Below are 18,432 nucleotides of genomic sequence, written 5' to 3'. Positions count from 1 at the left end.
TTAAGTGGTTGTAGATATTTCGGTGTTATTCATTATTCTTTTAATGATTGTGTGCGCCCTGATTTATCGCCTTTCTGTAATGGAAGATAAGTTGTTAGCAATGGAGTTAAGACACGCTACGGAAGTCAACGCAGCGCGTAGAGAAGGGTATATAAACTGCATGAATCTTCATGCTCAGGTTGAAAAAAGTATAAAAGATAAAGCTAAATGATGGCGTTTTTAGGAACGCCAATTGGCTGTTGGTACGAGAAAGATATTCAGTTGATAGTGAAATGGCATATGCTTATGACGAATGGAACTAAACAGTAAAACTCTTTCATCGCTATTCATCCGTCTGTAATGAACGGTTGTTTCGTTTAAAACACGCCTAAATCCTGTGCGCTCAGCATAAGGTAAATAAAAAAAAAGCCCATCGTGGGAGATGGGCAAAGACTACACACAGCAATTCGTTGTTTCACTCAGGGGATTTCCATGCTTATAAATCAAGGTGTTGATTTATAACCGTGTCTTAATAGTAGGCATGCCAACTTTATGAGTCGATCGGATTCGTCTCAATAGTTAAAGGGAGGTAAAGATTTCTTGAAGAGAATGACGGTTTTAGGCATGAAAAGGCGGGTCTGACCAGTGCGCAGAGAATAAATAGTTTAGCAACGTTTAAGTATTCCTGCGAAGAGTGTAGGCCGGGTAAGCGTTAGCGCCACCCGGCAAAGGTTATTACTGCGCGTTCTTATCTTCCAGCTCTTCAAGTTCGCTTAAGATGAGGTCCGGATCGGTTCCGGGTGGCGGCACTTCATGCACCCAGGCTGAGAAGAGACGCCAGGTTACCGCAAGTAGCACCGGACCGATAAACAGGCCAATCATGCCGAAGGCAATCAACCCCCCGATCACCCCGGACAGGATCAGAATCAGCGGCAGATCAGCGCCCATGCGGATGAGGAGAGGACGAATCACGTTATCCATGGTGCCCACCACGCAACTCCAGACCAGCAGCACCGTGCCCCAGGTCGTGTCCCCCGTCCAGTAAAGCCAGATAATGCAGGGAACCAGCACCAGCAGCGGACCAAGCTGTGCCAGACAGGTCATCAGCATGACAACGGTGAAAATAGTGGCATAAGGTACGCCGGAAACAGCCAGCCCGATGCCGCCAAGCACCGCCTGCACCAGCGCTGTGACCACCACGCCGAGCGCCACCGCGCGAACGGCCTGGGCTGCCAGCAGCACGGCCGCATCGCCGCGTTTACCTGCCAGTCGGGTGGCGAAATGGCGTACCCCCAGCGCAACCTGCTCGCCGCGCCAGTACAGCAGGGCGCTGAAGACCAGCATCAACGTACAGTGCATCATGAAGCGACCAATATGCGCAGCCTGCCCGACAAACCAGGTGGTGGTTGTGCCGATGTACGGGCGCACTTTGGCCATCAGGGCGCTACCGCCCATCTCCAGCAGGCTGTGCCAGCCGCTGTATAGTTTTGCGCCCACAACAGGAATGCTGTTCAGCCACGCGAGATCCGGCAGCGTCATGTCACCGCTGGTGACCGCGCGAATAACCGGGCCGCTGCTGTCAACCAGGCTGTTAACCAGCAGCGCAATGGGAATAATAAACAGCAGGAACAGCAGCAGCGTCATCACCAGCACGGCAAGGCCGCGGCGACCAAACAGCAGTTTCTGCAAACGTAAGAGTAAAGGCCAGGTTGCGACCACGACGGTCGCGGCCCAGGCAAATCCGAGCACGAAAGGACGAACAATCCACAGACACGCAATAATCATAATGGCTAAGAACAGCACCGACAGCAGTATCTGTGCGACATCCCTGGGCTGACGAAGATTGACCATAAACGAAACTTTCCTTAAATGAACACCAGCAAGGCTGATGGGAATATAAACCGCATCTCTCTAATCATTAGTGATTTCAGCAATTTTTGACAGGCGGATTTTGCCCGTAATTCTACGAAGCACATAAGAAAAAAATGTGATAAAACTTTCCAGACACAACGCAAACGATTTCACACTATTCTCATTAGGGTCGACAGCAATGATCCCACAGATTTCTCAGGCACCGGGCGTCGTTCAACTGGTGCTTAATTTTTTGCAGGCACTGGAGCAACAGGGTTTTACAGGTGATACCGCCACCGATTATGCCGACAGGCTGACGATGGCAACCGATAACAGTATTTACCAGCTTCTTCCCGATGCCGTCGTTTTCCCGCGCTCTACCGCCGATGTGGCCCTCATCGCCCGTCTGGCGTCGCAGGAGCGTTTCAGCTCCCTGGTCTTTACCCCGCGCGGCGGCGGGACGGGCACCAATGGGCAGGCGCTGAACCAGGGCATCATCGTTGATATGTCCCGCTATATGAATCGCATCATTGAGATCAACCCGGAAGAGGGGTGGGTGCGTGTGGAAGCGGGGGTAATCAAAGATCAGCTGAATCAGTTTTTAAAACCGTATGGCTATTTTTTTGCGCCCGAGCTTTCCACCAGTAACCGCGCAACCCTTGGCGGGATGATCAACACCGATGCCTCAGGGCAGGGCTCGCTGGTCTACGGCAAAACCTCCGATCACGTCATGGGTGTGCGGGCGGTGCTGCTTGGGGGCGATATTCTCGATACCCAGCCGTTGCCGGTCGAACTGGCTGAAACGCTGGCAAAAGAGAGCACCACCAGCGGACGGATTTATCGCACCGTGCTGGAGCGCTGCCGCGAAAATCGCGAACTGATCCTCGACAAATTCCCGAAGCTCAATCGCTTCCTGACGGGCTACGATCTGCGCCATGTCTTTAATGACGATCTGAGCCAGTTCGATCTTACCCGCGTACTGACCGGGTCAGAAGGGACGCTGGCCTTTATCACCGAAGCGCGTCTGGATATCACCCCGCTGCCGAAGGTGCGCCGTCTGGTGAACGTCAAATACAACTCCTTTGACTCCGCGCTGCGTAATGCCCCGTTTATGGTGGAGGCGCGGGCGCTGTCGGTGGAAACCGTTGATTCAAAAGTACTGAACCTGGCCCGGGAAGATATTGTCTGGCATTCGGTGAGCGAACTGATTACCGACGTGCCGGATAAAGAGATGCTCGGTCTGAACATCGTCGAGTTCGCCGGGGATGACGCAGAGCTGATTGAGAGCCAGGTGAGCACGCTCTGCCAGCGTCTGGATGAGCTGATTGCACAGGGGGAAGGCGGCGTCATTGGCTGGCAGCTGTGTAACGACCTCTCCGGCATCGAGCGAATCTACGCGATGCGTAAAAAGGCGGTGGGGCTGCTCGGTAACGCGAAAGGGGCGGCGAAGCCGATTCCGTTTGCGGAAGATACCTGCGTGCCGCCGGAGCATCTGGCGGATTATATTGTGGAGTTTCGTGCGCTGCTCGACAGCCATGGTCTGAGCTATGGCATGTTCGGGCACGTTGACGCGGGTGTGCTACACGTGCGCCCGGCGCTGGACATGTGTGATCCGCAGCAGGAGATCCTGATGAAGGAGATCTCCGACGAAGTCGTGGCCCTTACGGCCAAATATGGCGGTTTGTTATGGGGAGAGCATGGCAAAGGATTCCGCGCCGAGTACAGCCCGGCGTTTTTTGGCGAACAACTCTACGCCGAGCTGCGTAAGGTGAAAGCCGCTTTTGATCCTGATAACCGTCTTAACCCGGGTAAAATCTGCCCGCCAGAGGGCGTTGATGCGCCGATGTTGCAGGTAGACGCCGTCAAGCGCGGCACCTATGACCGACAAATTCCGATTGCGGTTCGCGCTTCCTGGCGCGGCGCGATGGAGTGCAACGGCAACGGGCTGTGCTTCAACTTCGATGTGAAAAGCCCGATGTGTCCGTCGATGAAAATCACCAGCAACCGCATCCACTCCCCAAAAGGACGTGCGACGCTGGTGCGCGAATGGCTGCGCCTGCTGGCTGACCGCGGCATTGACCCGCTCAAGCTGGAACTGGAGCTGCCGGAAAAACGCACCAGCCTGCGCAGGCTCATCGAACGGACCCGCAACAGCTGGCATGCGAATAAAGGCGAATACGATTTCTCGCATGAGGTGAAAGAGGCGATGTCCGGCTGCCTGGCGTGCAAGGCGTGTTCAACCCAGTGCCCGATTAAAATTGACGTGCCGGAATTCCGTTCCCGCTTCCTCCAGCTGTACCACACGCGTTATCTGCGCCCGATGCGCGATCATCTGGTGGCAACGGTGGAGAGTTACGCGCCGCTAATGGCTCGTGCGCCAAAAACCTTTAACTTCTTTATCAATCAGCCGCTGGTGCGCAAACTGTCTGAAAAACATATCGGCATGGTGGATCTGCCGCTGCTGTCGGTGCCATCGCTCCAGCGTCGGCTGGTGGGGCACCGCTCGGCGAACATGACCCTGGAACAACTGGAAGCATTAAGCCCTGAGCAGAAAGCGAAGGTGGTGCTGGTGGTGCAGGATCCGTTTACCAGCTATTACGATGCGCAGGTGGTGGCTGATTTTGTCCGTCTGGCAGAGAAAATTGGCTACCAGCCGGTGGTACTGCCGTTCTCGCCGAACGGCAAGGCGCAGCACATTAAAGGTTTCCTGACCCGCTTCGCGAAAACCGCGCAGAAAACTTCAGATTTCCTGAATCGCGTGGCGCAGCTCGATATGCCAATGGTGGGCGTCGATCCGGCGCTGGTGCTCTGTTACCGGGATGAATATAAGCAGACGCTCGGCGATAAGCGCGGTGATTTTCAGGTCTTACTGGTGCATGAGTGGCTGCCTTCGGTGCTGAAGCAAACGGCCCCTCAGGAGGTCAGCGGAGAATCCTGGTACCTGTTTGGGCACTGCACTGAAGTGACCGCGCTGCCGACGGCGCCTGCCCAGTGGGCTTCTATCTTCGCCCGCTATGGCGCGAAGCTGGAAAGCGTCAACGTGGGTTGCTGCGGTATGGCCGGAACCTACGGTCATGAAGTCAAAAACCACGCTAACTCGCTCGGCATTTACGAGCTGTCGTGGCACCAGGCAATGCAGCGCCTGCCGCGTAACCGCTGTCTGGCGACGGGCTACTCCTGCCGCAGCCAGGTGAAACGGGTGGAAGGTAACGGCGTTCGCCATCCCTTGCAGGCTTTACTGGAGATTATCGGATGATCTGGAAACGTGCGGTCACTCTGCAGGCCTTAAATGCCATGGGTGCGGAAAACATGGTCGGTTTGCTGGATATCCAGTTTACGCGCATTGGCGATAATGAACTTGAAGCGACGATGCCAGTAGACAGTCGTACTCATCAACCGTTTGGCCTGCTGCACGGCGGTGCGTCCGTCGTGCTGGCCGAAACGCTGGGGTCGGTCGCGGGTTACCTGTGTACGGAAGGGGAGCAGAAGGTGGTCGGGCTGGAGGTCAATGCCAACCACATCCGCTCCGTTCGCAGCGGACGCGTGCGCGGTGTTTGCCGCGCACTGCACGCCGGAAGTCGTCATCAGGTGTGGCAGATTGATATACTGGACGAGCAGGATCGCCTGTGTTGTTCATCCAGACTGACGACGGCCGTTGTGTAAAGTTTCCGAATGTCTTGCTTTTGGTCAAAAATTAGCCGCCTGATTGTGATATACTGGTCACGTTTTGAACATAAGCGAGGACATCATGGATACTGAAATAACCCCAACACAGCTGGCAATTGAATATTTACGTCGCGATAAAAGCAATCTGTCTCCGGCGCAGTACCTGAAAAAGCTGAAACAACTTGAGCTGGAATTTACGGATTTGCTGGCGCTCTCTTCAAACGAGCTGAAAGAAGAGATCTACTTTGCCTGGCGGTTGGGCGTTCACGTCCATTGAGCAGTGAAGAAAAGGCCGCCTGCGCGGCCTTTTTTGTGTCTGAAAATCAGTATTTGGCAGGCAGTTTGTTAATTTTAATGAGCCGGCCTTCTTCCATTTCGATGAACCCGCCCGTTTTCAGGTCAGCCAGTATCCGCATTACGCCGCTGCGGGAAAGCCGGGTTTTATCCCGGATGTACCTTTCCGCCGTCACGCTGCGTCGGTAGCTGTCATCTTCCTGCATCAGCATCATGAGCTGCTGACGAATCATCTCGTAAGCCGTTGGCGCACCTTTCGGCATGACGTTGTGATAAAGGCGGTTATAGACAAACATCAGATGATTAGAAAGCAGCCCCCATAACGCCTTCTCTTTGATAACTTCTGCCACCCGATCGGTTGCTAGCACGCCGATCAGGCATGGCGTCACCGTTTTGAGATAATCGTTAAAATATATGTCCGTCAGATTAGCGAGACCAAACAGGGCGGGACTGCGCGCGGTGGTAAGCATCATGTCGTCGCTTCTTCTGTATATCGCGATTGTGCCCTCGAGAATTAAATAACACATACTCTGCCCGTTAACCTGGAGATCAAGTTGCTCACCGGGATCGGTTTTATACGTGGCGCAGTGCGGCTGTAAGTGGGAAATCAGTTCCTGGGCATAGGGAGAGCCGCGATGCGATGGTTTGTCAGAAGACATAGCGTTAACCTGGAAAGAGACTGTACTTTCTATAGTGTCGCTCTTATTTTCCACCTTCTCCAGAGATAAAAACAGCCTCAGTACTTGCGGGGTAAGTGATGGATCTCGATTAGCACGCCGCGCTCCATAGTGATGTATTTCCCCGTCCGCAACTCCGCCAGGATCCGCATAATGCCGCTGCGTGAAAGATAGGTGCGGCTTTTGATATAGGCTGCGGCGGTAATGCTTTGTCTTATGGCTTCCGGCTCCTGCATCAGTTCTACCAGCTGAAAGCGGATAATGTCGTAAGCCGACATCTGCGATATCTGGGCACAATGTTCGTAAACCCGCGATGCGGTATAGATCAGCAGGTTCGAGAAGGACTCCCATAAATTCTGTTGTGCGACTACGTGATTAAAACGCTCCAGCGTAACGCTAGCCACCTCTGAAGTTTCCAGCGCTCTGACGTAGAGGTGCTCAGAAGAAAACTGGCTGCTCACGCCGAGTATAAAAGGTGCGGATTCGGAATTTAAGACGATACCGTCACCTCGACGATGCAATGCCACGCTGCCATGTAACAGTAAAAAGCACTGGCGGATATCACCGGAATAATAATGGATGACTTCACCTTTAGCCATGATGCATCTTTCCGTATGCGGCAAAACATTATCGATTATTTTTTCAATGTGCTTAAGAGGCTTAGCGCCAAGCACTGTTGTTATTTCATTGCCTGAAACGGGCGCAATACGGGTGTTCATAAGAGGCCTCATACACTGATGCGATCATTTTTTGATCGACATAAAGAATTATCTTAAAAAACAGTTAGTCAGGGAATATTTTCGTCGAGTCTAATTATAGACTTGCCTATTAATGAGTGTTAATTAGTTGAATTTGAAACATTTTTGACTTAGGTCTAAAAGTAGACCGGGGACTTTATTGTTAAGATATTTCCAAAGTAATTTGTTTTGTTTTTGTTAAAAGAGAGTCTACAGCTAGACCCTGAAATCGATTGTGCGTAGAAAAAGAGTTGTATAAATTTTGATTCGTCGAAAGGGGTTTTATTTCTGCAACTGAATATCGGTAATAAATAAAGTAATACAGGAAAGAGAATTATGAATAAAAAATTGATGATGGCAATGTTAGCGGCAGGTTCTGTACTCACCATGACCAATGCATTTGCAGCGGCAGGTACCGTTAATTTTAACGGAAATATTCTGGATTCTGCCTGCGACGTAGATGTGGCATCTCAGAACCAGGTGGTGGTATTGGGCGATTATTATAAAACGGAATTCCCGACGGCGGGAGCCAGAACGGCTGCGACGCAGTTTAATATTATTTTGAAAAACTGTCCTGTGACGGTCACTAATGCAAAAGTCCGTTTTGACGGTACGCCGGATTTAACCAACGCCAGCCTGCTGGCGATTGATACGTCCGTGGCGGGGGCGGCCACAGGGGTAGCGATTAACCTGATGACTGCAGATAAAGCCGATCTGCCGCTGTACGGCAGCAACAGCTATACCTACGCGCTCAGCAGTACGGCTGATAATACACTGAACTTCTACGCGCAGTATATCTCCACCGCAGCGTCCGTGACCGCGGGCCCGGCTAACTCGGTCGCGAACTTCTCAGTGGTTTACAACTAAGTCATTGGCAGTAATTAGCAGGGGGCTTCCCGGCCCCTTGTTTTATGAGGTATTGAAATGCGTTTTATAACGACAACTGGCCTGGCGATGGCGCTGTTATCGCTGACATTAACATCCGCCAGTGCTGGAGTAGTTATTGGCGGCACCCGCATTATTTTCGATGGGGCAAAAAAAGAAGCGTCAATAAGTATCACCAATCCTGATGACGTTCCTTATTTAATCCAGTCGTGGATTGATGTTCAGGATGGGCAATCCGGTAAAGCGCCTTTTATTATTACGCCTCCGCTGTATCGGCTGGATGGCGGGCAAAAAAACCTTGAGCGTATTGTCATGACAGGCTCGCTGCCTCAGGGGCAGGAGAGTTTATTCTGGCTGAACATTAAAGCTATTCCATCAGCCTCAAAGCAGATGAACTCGCTGCAAATTGCCGTCAAAACGCGGATTAAACTTATTTATCGGCCAGAGAGCCTTCGTGCGTCTACCCCTGAGGAACAAACCAACAAATTAACCTGGCATCGTGCGGGAAATGCTCTGCAGGTAAATAACCCTACGCCGTACGTTATCAATTTCAATGAAATAACGGTCGGGGGTAAAAAACTTGACGATGTCACGTACGTAATGCCTTCAGGCTCAGTTCGTTTCCCGTTACCGAATGGGACCAATGGCAATACGCTGACGTTTAAAGTCATTAACGATTATGGCAATCCTGGCGAATTACACCGGGCCAGTTTGTGATCCCTTTGCATTAATCGGGTGCTTGTCATGACAACGGCATTTAATACAGTGCAGCCTGCGCGCCTGGCAATATTCATTGCCCTCGCGCTTGCGGGTTTCTCTCCCACACTGTGGGCCAGTGAGACGTTTAATACGGAACTGGTAGAACTGGATAATCCCGGAATGGGAAAAGCGGATTTATCTGCCTTTGAATCCGGCTCGCAGGCGCCCGGGACGTACCACGTGGATATTATTCTTGACGAGCGGCTGCTGGAAACGCGGGATATTCGTTTCATGGCCGTGAAGGATGCTAACGGCAGTGAAACGTTGCAGCCGTGCCTGAGTATCAGGCAGTTAAAAGCGTGGGGCGTGAAAACGGCGCTTTTCCCGCAGCTCGACGCCGGGCAAGGAGAATGCGCCGATCTCAAGGCGATTCCACAGGCCAGCGCGGACTTCCAGTTTGGCGCCCAGCGTCTGGCAATCAGCATCCCACAGGCGGCCATAGATCTGCCAGCGAGAGGTTACGTTCCGCCGGAGATGTGGGATGAAGGCATTACCGCGGCTATGCTCAACTACAGCCTGAGCGGCGCGAACAGCCGGGCAAGAAGCGGGGCAGGCACCCGCAGCGACAGTCAGTATGCAAACCTGCGACCGGGGATCAACGTCGGTCCCTGGCGGTTACGCAACTACACCACCTGGTCCCGCGATGCGTCCGGCCAGGATAAGTGGGACAATGTCTATACCTTGATGCAGCGCGCGATTATTCCCCTGCAAGCCCAGCTTACGCTCGGAGACAGTTCCGCCCCTGCCGATGTCTTTGACAGCATGCCTTTTCGCGGCGTCCAGCTGGCGTCCGACGACGACATGCTACCGGATTCCCTGAAAGGCTATGCGCCGGTGGTGCGCGGTATTGCGCGAACTAACGCGCAGGTCGTGGTGCGTCAGAATGGCTATCAAATCTACCAAAGCTATGTGGCGCCGGGCGCGTTTGAGATCGCGGATATGTATCCCACCGGCGGCGCGGGCGATCTTGATGTCACGATCGTCGAAGCCGATGGCAGTGAGCAACATTTCACCCTGCCGTACGCTTCGCTGCCGGTCCTGCAACGGGAGGGGCGCCTGAAATATGCCCTTACCGCCGGGCAGTATCGATCGTATAACCGTAGCGTGGAGAAAACCCCCTTCGGGCAACTGACCGGAATCTACGGCCTCCCTTACGGCCTCACGCTCTATGGCGGCGTCCAGCGGGCAGATAAGTACCAGTCGGCGGCTCTGGGGGTGGGCAAGAACATGGGCGTTCTCGGGGCGATATCCGCAGACCTCACCCAGGGCTGGTCAACGCCGGAGCATGCCGCGAAAACAAGCGGTCAGTCGTGGCGGGCCCGATACAGCAAGAATTTTATTAATTCCGGGACGAACTTTTCGATTGCCGGGTATCGCTACTCGACCCGCGGCTATTACGGGATGCAGGAGGTCCTCGATTCGTACGGCGACAGCAGCGCGCTTCAGGACAGGCGACGTAACCGTGCCGAGCTGACGATGAGCCAGACGCTGGGGGACAACCTGGGCGCGCTTACCCTCAGTGCGGCGCAGGAAGATTACTGGAATGACGGTAAGTCGATGGCTTCGTGGAGCGTCGGCTATAGCAACTACTGGCACAACATCAGCTATGGCCTGACATGGACCTACAGCAAAAATGTCCGCTCAGCGTCAGAAACCCGCGACAACCAAAAAAACGCTGATCACGACCAGCTTCTGGCGTTCAACATCAGCATTCCGCTGGATAAATTTTTGCCGCAGACATGGGCGAACTATGGCATGAACGCCAGCAGGAATAACGGGACGACACACAGCATCGGTCTGAACGGGGTGGCACTCGAAAACCGAGCCCTGAACTGGAACGCGCAGCAGGGATACGGCACAGAGGGCGTGGGCTATACCGGCAACGTTAACGCGGACTACAGAGGCACCTATGGCGAAGCCACGGCGGGGTATGGTTATGACAAAAACAGTGAACGCCTGAATTACGGGCTACAAGGCGGCATTCTCGCCCATGCTGATGGCATCACGCTTTCTCAGCCGCTGGGGGAGACCAACGCCTTAATTAAAGCCCCTGGCGCCCACGGCGTGGATATCCGCAATCAGCCCGGTGTACGGACAGATGTTCGCGGTTATACGGTCGTGAGCAACCTTTCGGTCTACCGAAAAAACGATCTCACTCTCGATCCGGAAAATATGCCGGAGGATGTCGAACTGGAGATCAACACCCGCACGGTGACGCCGACGCGGGGAGCGGTGGTGAGAGCCGATTATTTGCCGAAGTCAGGTCGCCGGGTGCTGATGACCTTGACCGACAACGAACGCGCCGTTCCGTTTGGGGCGGTGGTCACCCTTGTCGGTGATGAGAGCAGCAGTTTTATTGTGGGCGATCGCGGTCAGGTTTATTTAACCGGTATGCGCGAGGAGGGGACGTTAGTCGCGACATGGGGGAGTCAGCCCAGCCAGCAATGCCGCGCTGATTTCAGCCTGCCGACACACTCAACATTCGGTGGGATCGCTGACATGCGCGCCTCCTGCCGTCAGGAACGTTAACATGAAATGGCTTATCGTGATTTTGCTTCTCTGTTTGCTCGCGGCGGGAAACCTCGCCCGTGCCGGTACGTGCACCACCATCACGCCGCAGCTGTCAACCCTGTCCGTGGGGACGATTAACGTGCAGCGTGATGCGCCTGTCGGCACGGTGGTCTTTTCCGGCGCGGCGACAGCCACCGGTTCCTATCTTACTGGATGTGCTAATCCGCTGATGCTGGGATTCAGCATGCGCTACAACAGCGCCACGTTGAGCAGCTACGGCAATCATGTTTACAACACTAACGTCAGCGGGATAGGCATACGCTTTTCCTCCAACGCCTATTTTGAAAACCCGAGCAATACGTTCTCGTACAATGCGCAGACCTCCTATGTCGACTGGTATGGCGGGAGGATTGAGCTGGTGGTGACTGGCCCGGTCTCATCGGGGGCGTTAACCCCGGGGGCGATCGGCGTCGTGACGCTTCAGGGGAGCGACGGCATCTATCGTGACGGCCTGACCACGCAGCTCACCGCCGGAACCATTAATGCCATGGCGTGCACGGTGAATACGTCACAACTGACGTTTCAGATCGGGGATATCCCCGCCTCGGCGTTCGGCACCGTGGTGGGCACCACGCCAGCGGGAGCACAGAACACGCAAAACCTGGGTTTAACCTGCGCCGCCGGAACCAATATTACGGTCTCGCTCAGTGGAATACAGAATCCGGACAGCGCCAATACCAGCGTGATGGCCTTAACCGGGCAGGGAAATGCCGGCACCGCAAAAGGGGTTGGGGTGCAGCTTATCTATAACGGTGTGCCGCTGGTGATGAACAGCCGACTATTCTTGCGGCAGTCTGCTGGCGGGCAAGAGACATTGCCGTTAACGGCCCGATATTACCAGACGTTGAACCGCGTGGAGTCAGGTTCAGCAAATGCCTCCGCCACCCTTAATTTGACCTATCAGTAGCAGGTACGAAGATGAAAATAATATACGGGACACTGCTGTTACTGGCTTTACTCAGCGGGAAGGCTTTCACCGCTGATAGCGTCAACATCGGTGTGACGGGAAATATCGTTGCGTCGCCGTGCATATTTAATGGCGGGAGTAACAGCCTCGATGTCAATCTGGGCAATATTCAGGCAACCAATATGGCGACGCCGGGCTCAACATCGGATCCGGTGCCATTTAGTCTGCTGTTCACCCAGTGCCCAACGGGAACGCAAAGTGTGACCGTCTCTTTTATCGGCAGCCCCGATCCCGCGGCGGGCGCGGACTATTTTATGAACAGCGGTTCGGCCACGCACGTGGCGATAGCCATGCGCGATGCCCAAACGGGTACGCTTAAAGGAACAGGCTCTGGCATGACTCAAACTATTGGTGCCGACAGAACCGCGACAATGGCTATGCAGGCCTCGGTTAAATCCGTGACGGGTGGCGTCACGCCGGGAAGCATCAGTGCAGTTGTGGTGATGACGATGCAGTACAACTGAGCGCCGGTGATATGCCTTTTTTAAAGACGTAGGTATGAGCTATGTTAAATATTCTGATTCAGGAAACCGATCTATTTTTTCAGGCTGGGCTACATGAATTTTTCGAGGATTTTTTTAAACATAACTTTCATCGTGCCATCACATTTAACCTGGCGCTGACCCATGAAAACGTCAGTCAGGCCGATATTATTGTCCTGTCATTATGCCAGGGTGAAACACTGACCTGTTTTCCCGAGTTACTCGCCCGGCAAAAAGGGATTGTGCTAGGGTTTGTCGACGATGAACTGCGCTTTTCGGCGTTGCCCTCCTGCTTTCAGGACATTATTTTTCTCCCTCGCCGTGCATCGCTTGATCGTATCAGTGGCGTACTGTTTATCGCGTGGTTCAGGACGCAATTACCGGGTTACACATGGACTAAACATAACTGCTTCGACTGCCAGCATAAAGGGTTATCCCGGCAACAAATTCGTATTCTGGTCAATTTTTACCGAGGGCTGTCGGTAGTACAGACCGCTCAGGCGCTGGAGATGAGCCAGAAAACGGTCTTTACCCATAAATATATGCTGATGCAAAAATTTAATCTGCGAAGCGATTACGAGCTGATCGTACTGTTGAGAAGGCTGATGGAGAAAAAGAGCCGTCCGAACCTGCTTCGCGATTACCTTGAAAATAATTATGCAGAACAGATAGCGTAAAACGCCAGCGGATAGCTGGCCGGGCAGTGATAGCCACCACCCGGCAATGCATTTAAACGTTAACCGCAGCGATCAACCGCGTCTTCATGGTCTGGTACGCAGAAGCCGCAAAATCCTCCGCCCACCGCTGGTCCTCGATCGCCTCCATCTGCACGGCGCAATATTTCGTTTCAGGCGTTCTGGAGATCGGGTCTAGATTATCCTGCGTCAGCTCATTACAGGCGCCAATCCACCACTGGTAGGTCATATAGATTGCTCCCGCATTGATGCGCTCGCTGATGCTGGCGCGCGTGATCACTTTACCCCGGCGTGAACGTACCCAGACCAATTGGCCGTCGGCGATCCCACGCTCATCCGCGTCGGCCGGGTTCATTTGCACCCGGCCCGGCTCGTCGGCCAGGCTTTGCAGCGCCGCGCAGTTCCCGGTCATTGAGCGACAGGAGTAGTGACCGACTTCGCGCACCGTGCAAAGTACCAGCGGGTATTCCGTATCCGGTGTCTCGGCCGGAGCGCGCCAGGGGGCAGCAAACAGCTGGCCTTTGCCAGTGGGGGTGTCGAACTGATTATCCCTGTACAGATAGGGTGTGCCGGGATGATCAAGGGTTGGGCAGGGCCACTGGACATGGCCCATCTCGCCCATTTTTTCGTAGGTCACGCCGTAGAAGAGGGGGCACAGCTCGCGCATTTCGTCCCAGATCTGCTGGTTATTCTCGTAATGCATGGGATAGCCCATCTCCGTGGCCAGCAGGCTGATGATCTCCCAGTCGCGCTTGACGTTGCCGCTGGCCTCAATGGCCTTGCCAAAACGCTGGAAGCCGCGATCGGCACAGGTGAACACGCCAGCATGTTCTCCCCATGACGTGGCAGGGAGCAGTACGTCAGCCACCTCTGCCGTTTTGGTCATAAAGATGTCCTGAACCACCACAAAATCAAGGGACTCAAAGCCGCGGCGGACCAGGCCCAGATCGGCTTCTGTCTGAAGCGGATCTTCCCCCATGATGTAATAGGCTTTGATCTTACCTTCCAGCGCGAGATGCGGCACTTCGGTGATACGCGTCCCGACGCGATCGTCCATCCGGCTGACATTGATTTTCCACGCATCGGCAAATTTCAGTCTGACCGCCGGGTCAGTGACATCCTGGTAGCCGGGGAACATATTGGGCAAAACGCCCATATCGCAGGCACCCTGAACGTTATTTTGCCCGCGAACCGGACCTACGCCGACGGCAGAGCGGCCCAGGTTGCCGGTGAGCAGCGCCAGGCTGGAGAGACCTTTCACCACATCAACCGCCTGACCAAACTGCGTAACGCCCATTCCCCACATTACCGTTGCTGAAGGCGCCGCCGCGAACATGCGCATTGCCTGACGAACATCCCGCGCGGGAATGCCCGTCAGATGTTCAACCTGCTCGGGTGCGTAATCTTTTACCGTCAGTCGGTAAGCCTCAAGCCCTTCTGTGAAGCGGGCAACGTAGTTTTTGTCGTACAGTTCCTCTTCAAGCAGGACATAGCCAAAGGCATTGACCAGCGCCATGTTACTGCCGTTTTTCAACTGAAGATGAAGATCGGCAATGCGTGCCGTTTCAATCTGACGCGGATCGCAGACGATGATTTTTGCGCCATTTTCACGTGCTTTAAGCACGCGTCGGGCGACGATGGGGTGAGAGTCGGCGCAGTTATAGCCGAACACCAGCAGGCATTTTGAGTTTTCAATATCGTTAATGGAATTGCTCATGGCACCGTTGCCGAGGGTCTCCTGTAAACCGGCAACGGACGGACCGTGACAGACGCGGGCGCAGCAGTCGACGTTGTTAGTGTTCAGCACCGCACGGGCAAATTTTTGCATCACATAGTTGGTCTCATTGCCCGTTCCACGCGAGGACCCCGTGGTCATAATGGATCGAGGGCCGTACTGATCTTTGATGCTTTTAAGCCTGTGAGCAGTATAGCGAATGGCCTCTTCCCAGGTAACAGGGGTAAAGGACTCGCCTTTGCTGTAGCGGATCATGGGCTGCGTAAGACGGGGGGTAAGCAGCCGTGTGTCGTTAAGAAAGTCCCAGCCGTAGAATCCTTTCAGGCAAAGCGTGCCCTGATTGGTTACGCCATCAGCGGCTTCGGCACGGATAATCCGGTTATTTTTAACGACGAGGTTTAGTTTGCAGCCTGCACCACAGTAAGGGCAGACGCTGGCGATTTTTTTCATCAATAACAGACCTGTTAAGAAATGAAGCAATGTTTACTGGAAAGCCCAGTCCCTTAGCGGACTAAGCAGGATCCATGCCACATTCAGCGTGCTTGATTAACAGGGCGTCAGGGAAAAGAGGGTGTGTCATCGTCAGTCTGTTCGTCAGTATTGACGATGACTCGCTATCCGTAGGGATGGGAAGGGAGAGGCGTTAAAGATCGTCCATGGTATAACCGACAACAATTTCCAGCGTCTTGCGGATCACATCCGCCTTAACGACATCGTCGGTAGTTTCCAGCGTCTGGATCAGCCAGAGAATGATCGCTTTGTTGGTCAGATGACCTTCAGAAGCGAGAACACAACGAACCGCAGTCGAAAAAATGGCAGACTCTTCAGCAAAGCGATCGCCTGCGTGACGGAAATACTCCGACAACGCGCTATCTAAAAAGGCGGAGTGGTATTCGGGTTGAAGCTGAATATTTTGTCTCATTTGTTCTCACCGTTGCTGTAAAGTTGTAGTCAATGCATCTTTTTGGGATCGGACGGTTTTCCATTTCCAAATAACGGCACTACATTGTCTCGTTTATTTTTGAGAGATCCCTCTCTCTGTATTCGTCCTTGTGCGGTTCTGCGACCTTTAAAAGCGACCGTGCCTGTGCTGATTTCAGCTATCACCCTCGCTAATGTCTCCCGCCGCTGGGGATCCGTCTCACAGGCTTGCATGTTACGCAGACGCTGAACCAATCCCTCGGTCGTCACGGGACCGCGCTCCTTCAAAAGTGAAAGAGCGGCTTCTCCAATAAGCTGGTCGATCAGTCTGTCCGCATCACTGCTGTTCATAACATTAACGTTCGAAGAGCAGACCAAGAAGCAGGTGATAATGATGTTCCTCTTCCGGACCATTGGCCCTTTCAAGGCGACTCAACAGTTTTGTGCAGAGCGATTTGCGATTCAGATTCCGCCCATCGCTAAGGATTTCAACAACAACCTGACCCAGGGTTTCCTGTTGGGTTGGAAGCGCGGCTTTTTCGAAGTACTGCGCAATCGCTGTTGCTGAGTCTGCGACGTATCCGTTCTGCTGCATGTTTCGCTCCTGTAAAATTCTGTAATCAGTAACGTTACATATAAGGTATACATAATTTTCAAATCTGTACATTTAAAATGTACAATTTTTTAAATATTTTATAATATATTTTATAAAGTCTTTATTTATCATAGTGTTATGTGCGCACACTTTACTGCGTGATTCACAAAATATATTGTACAATCCAAAGCGGCGTTGCAGAGTTGTACAAGCTTGGGAAAGGCGCAAAGAAGCCGTGTAAATCGTTGAGATGTAAATTATTTGTTGGGAAATTAATGTGCTATAACAGAGTTCTCCCCACGTGTTTTCGTGGTCACCCCTTCAATCTTCAGGATTAGCATGCTCACAACCATCATTTACCGCAGTCATATCTGCGAGGACGTTCCAGTGAAAGCGCTGGAAGACATGGTCGCTGCTGCAAATTGTAGAAATCGCCAGTTCGATGTGACGGGGATTTTGCTGTTTAACGGCACACACTTTTTTCAGTTACTTGAAGGGCCCGCTGATAACGTTAAGGAGATCTATGAGCTCATCTGCCGTGACCCACGGCATCACAACGTGGTCGAATTGTTGAGCGATCACGGGCCTTCAAGACGTTTTGGCAATGTGGGTATGGAGCTCTTCGACCTTCGTCAGTACGACACCAACGAAGTGCTGCAACAGGTACTCGATAAAGGCACAACGCGCTATCAGCTGACCTATAACGATCGCGCCCTGCAATTTTTCCGCACCTTCGTTGAGGCCACTGAAAAAGCCAACTACTTTGAGCTGCCTCCGGCTGACGCCTGGGAGTTTGTCACCGAAAATACGCCGTTATCCTCCCAGCCGACAGTAGTGGCAAAGGGCGCGGACTGTAGTTTCGCGTTTCAACCTATCGTCGATCCGTTTATGCAGCAGGTTGTTTCCTGGGAAGCCCTGATCCGCACGCCGTCCGGTGAGTCCCCGGAAAGCTATTTTGCCAACCTGTCGCGTGAGGCGCTGTACGAATCGGATCTGAAGAGTAAACAGGTGGCTTTGTCGATGGCCAGCGCGCTGGGTCTACAGACTCAAACATTGTCCATTAATCTGCTGCCGATGACGCTGGTCAATGTTCCTGGCGCCGTCGATTTTTTACTGACGGCAATTGAGGCGAACGGTTTTGTGCCGGAGCAAATTGTAGTCGAGTTCACCGAGAGCGAGGCCATCTCGCGCTTTGAAGAGTTCACCAGCGCGGTCAGACAGCTTAAAAGCGCCGGGATCAGCGTGGCCATCGATCACTTTGGCGCGGGATTCGCCGGTCTGCAACTGCTGGCCCAGTTCCAGCCGGACAGAATCAAGATCAACCGTGATTTGATTGCCAACGTGCACAAGAGCGGCCCGCGTCAGGCGATCATTCAGTCGATCATTAAATGCTGTGCGTCCCTGGAAATTCTGTTCTGTGCGGTTGGCGTAGAGCTGGCTGAAGAGTGGATGTGGCTGGAATCCGCCGGGATTTCTCAGTTCCAGGGCCACCTTTTTGCCAGCCCGCGTCTGGGGGGCATTCCGGCGATTGCCTGGCCCGAGAAAAAGTACGATTTATAAAAACCTGTACGTAACTCTTAATAGTGACCTGTACGTACGGCTAAATTTATACAACAAT

The 18,432-nt window shown here is 53.3% G+C and carries 18 protein-coding genes and 1 other RNA gene; 11 read left to right on the top strand and 8 right to left on the bottom strand.

The window, feature by feature from the left end; all coding sequences use genetic code 11:
* Positions 1 to 4: 4 nt before the first annotated feature.
* Positions 5 to 211 carry a hypothetical protein gene (locus tag INF86_RS07030; protein ID WP_022647855.1) on the top strand — a complete coding sequence of 69 codons (207 nt, stop codon included), beginning with the start codon at positions 5 to 7 and terminating at the stop codon, positions 209 to 211.
* Positions 212 to 397: 186 nt separating this feature from the next.
* Here the strand turns inward: INF86_RS07030 and rprA are convergent.
* An RNA gene (rprA, locus tag INF86_RS07025) (antisense sRNA RprA) lies at positions 398 to 505 on the bottom strand.
* A 209-nt stretch (positions 506 to 714) separates the two neighbouring features.
* Positions 715 to 1,830 (bottom strand): AI-2E family transporter YdiK, encoded by a 1,116-nt coding sequence (gene ydiK, locus INF86_RS07020; protein ID WP_022647856.1) that lies wholly within the window; start codon positions 1,828 to 1,830, stop codon positions 715 to 717.
* A gap of 199 nt (positions 1,831 to 2,029) precedes the next feature.
* On the opposite strand from ydiK, the gene INF86_RS07015 reads away from it, so the two are divergent.
* From INF86_RS07015 to INF86_RS07005, 3 genes are all read left to right on the top strand, one after another.
* Positions 2,030 to 5,086, top strand: coding sequence for an FAD-binding and (Fe-S)-binding domain-containing protein (locus tag INF86_RS07015; protein ID WP_048966244.1), 3,057 nt, complete (start codon positions 2,030 to 2,032; stop codon positions 5,084 to 5,086).
* The gene (menI, locus tag INF86_RS07010) at positions 5,083 to 5,493 is read left to right on the top strand and encodes a 1,4-dihydroxy-2-naphthoyl-CoA hydrolase (protein WP_023305978.1); all 411 of its coding nucleotides are present in this window, start codon (positions 5,083 to 5,085) and stop codon (positions 5,491 to 5,493) included. The genes INF86_RS07015 and menI overlap by 4 nt, the downstream gene beginning before the upstream one ends.
* Positions 5,494 to 5,578: 85 nt before the next feature.
* Positions 5,579 to 5,773 (top strand): YdiH family protein, encoded by a 195-nt coding sequence (locus INF86_RS07005; RefSeq protein WP_003857766.1) that lies wholly within the window; start codon positions 5,579 to 5,581, stop codon positions 5,771 to 5,773.
* A gap of 46 nt (positions 5,774 to 5,819) precedes the next feature.
* Here the strand turns inward: INF86_RS07005 and INF86_RS07000 are convergent, their stop codons facing one another.
* Together INF86_RS07000 and INF86_RS06995 are read right to left on the bottom strand one after the other, a co-directional pair.
* Positions 5,820 to 6,449 (bottom strand): helix-turn-helix domain-containing protein, encoded by a 630-nt coding sequence (locus tag INF86_RS07000; RefSeq protein ID WP_108367686.1) that lies wholly within the window; start codon positions 6,447 to 6,449, stop codon positions 5,820 to 5,822.
* 77 nt (positions 6,450 to 6,526) lie between these two features.
* Positions 6,527 to 7,186, bottom strand: coding sequence for a winged helix-turn-helix transcriptional regulator (locus INF86_RS06995; RefSeq protein WP_022647860.1), 660 nt, complete (start codon positions 7,184 to 7,186; stop codon positions 6,527 to 6,529).
* Between the two features lie 354 nt (positions 7,187 to 7,540).
* On the opposite strand from INF86_RS06995, the gene INF86_RS06990 reads away from it, so the two are divergent.
* The 6 genes from INF86_RS06990 to INF86_RS06965 are packed head-to-tail and all read left to right on the top strand — an operon-like array spanning position 7,541 to position 13,545.
* Complete coding sequence (locus INF86_RS06990) at positions 7,541 to 8,071, top strand: fimbrial protein (protein ID WP_022647861.1); 531 nt, start codon at positions 7,541 to 7,543, stop codon at positions 8,069 to 8,071.
* Positions 8,072 to 8,128: 57 nt separating this feature from the next.
* Positions 8,129 to 8,806, top strand: a complete 678-nt coding sequence (locus INF86_RS06985) for a molecular chaperone (protein ID WP_022647862.1) — start codon at positions 8,129 to 8,131, stop codon at positions 8,804 to 8,806.
* A 27-nt stretch (positions 8,807 to 8,833) separates the two neighbouring features.
* Complete coding sequence (locus INF86_RS06980; protein ID WP_193543374.1) at positions 8,834 to 11,377, top strand: fimbria/pilus outer membrane usher protein; 2,544 nt, start codon at positions 8,834 to 8,836, stop codon at positions 11,375 to 11,377.
* A 1-nt stretch (position 11,378) separates the two neighbouring features.
* Entirely contained in the window at positions 11,379 to 12,326 is a 948-nt protein-coding gene (locus INF86_RS06975) for a fimbrial protein (RefSeq protein ID WP_161177334.1), read from the top strand.
* A gap of 11 nt (positions 12,327 to 12,337) precedes the next feature.
* Entirely contained in the window at positions 12,338 to 12,850 is a 513-nt protein-coding gene (locus INF86_RS06970; protein ID WP_193543373.1) for a fimbrial protein, read from the top strand.
* Between the two features lie 41 nt (positions 12,851 to 12,891).
* Positions 12,892 to 13,545: a LuxR C-terminal-related transcriptional regulator gene (locus tag INF86_RS06965; protein ID WP_022647866.1), complete on the top strand. Its 654-nt coding sequence runs from the start codon at positions 12,892 to 12,894 to the stop codon at positions 13,543 to 13,545.
* Positions 13,546 to 13,597: 52 nt separating this feature from the next.
* Here the strand turns inward: INF86_RS06965 and fdhF are convergent, their stop codons facing one another.
* From fdhF to ycgZ, 4 genes are all read right to left on the bottom strand, one after another.
* Entirely contained in the window at positions 13,598 to 15,748 is a 2,151-nt protein-coding gene (gene fdhF, locus INF86_RS06960; RefSeq protein WP_193543372.1) for a formate dehydrogenase subunit alpha, read from the bottom strand.
* Positions 15,749 to 15,941: 193 nt separating this feature from the next.
* Positions 15,942 to 16,220, bottom strand: coding sequence for a biofilm/acid-resistance regulator YmgB/AriR (locus INF86_RS06955; RefSeq protein ID WP_022647868.1), 279 nt, complete (start codon positions 16,218 to 16,220; stop codon positions 15,942 to 15,944).
* A 29-nt stretch (positions 16,221 to 16,249) separates the two neighbouring features.
* On the bottom strand, positions 16,250 to 16,570 hold the full coding sequence (locus tag INF86_RS06950; RefSeq protein ID WP_193543371.1) for a hypothetical protein: 321 nt from the start codon (positions 16,568 to 16,570) through the stop codon (positions 16,250 to 16,252).
* 4 nt (positions 16,571 to 16,574) lie between these two features.
* Positions 16,575 to 16,814, bottom strand: a complete 240-nt coding sequence (ycgZ, locus tag INF86_RS06945) for a regulatory protein YcgZ (protein WP_022647869.1) — start codon at positions 16,812 to 16,814, stop codon at positions 16,575 to 16,577.
* Between the two features lie 339 nt (positions 16,815 to 17,153).
* Between ycgZ and INF86_RS06940 the strand changes: the two genes are divergently transcribed.
* Entirely contained in the window at positions 17,154 to 18,374 is a 1,221-nt protein-coding gene (locus INF86_RS06940; RefSeq protein ID WP_165715783.1) for a diguanylate phosphodiesterase, read from the top strand.
* Positions 18,375 to 18,432: the final 58 nt, after the last annotated feature.

It is taken from the genome of Enterobacter cloacae complex sp. I1M (assembly GCF_014982425.1).
Lineage (GTDB): Bacteria > Pseudomonadota > Gammaproteobacteria > Enterobacterales > Enterobacteriaceae > Enterobacter > Enterobacter intestinihominis.
The sequence above is the reverse complement of the archived record's forward strand: the minus strand, read 5'-3'. Positions and strand labels throughout refer to the sequence as shown.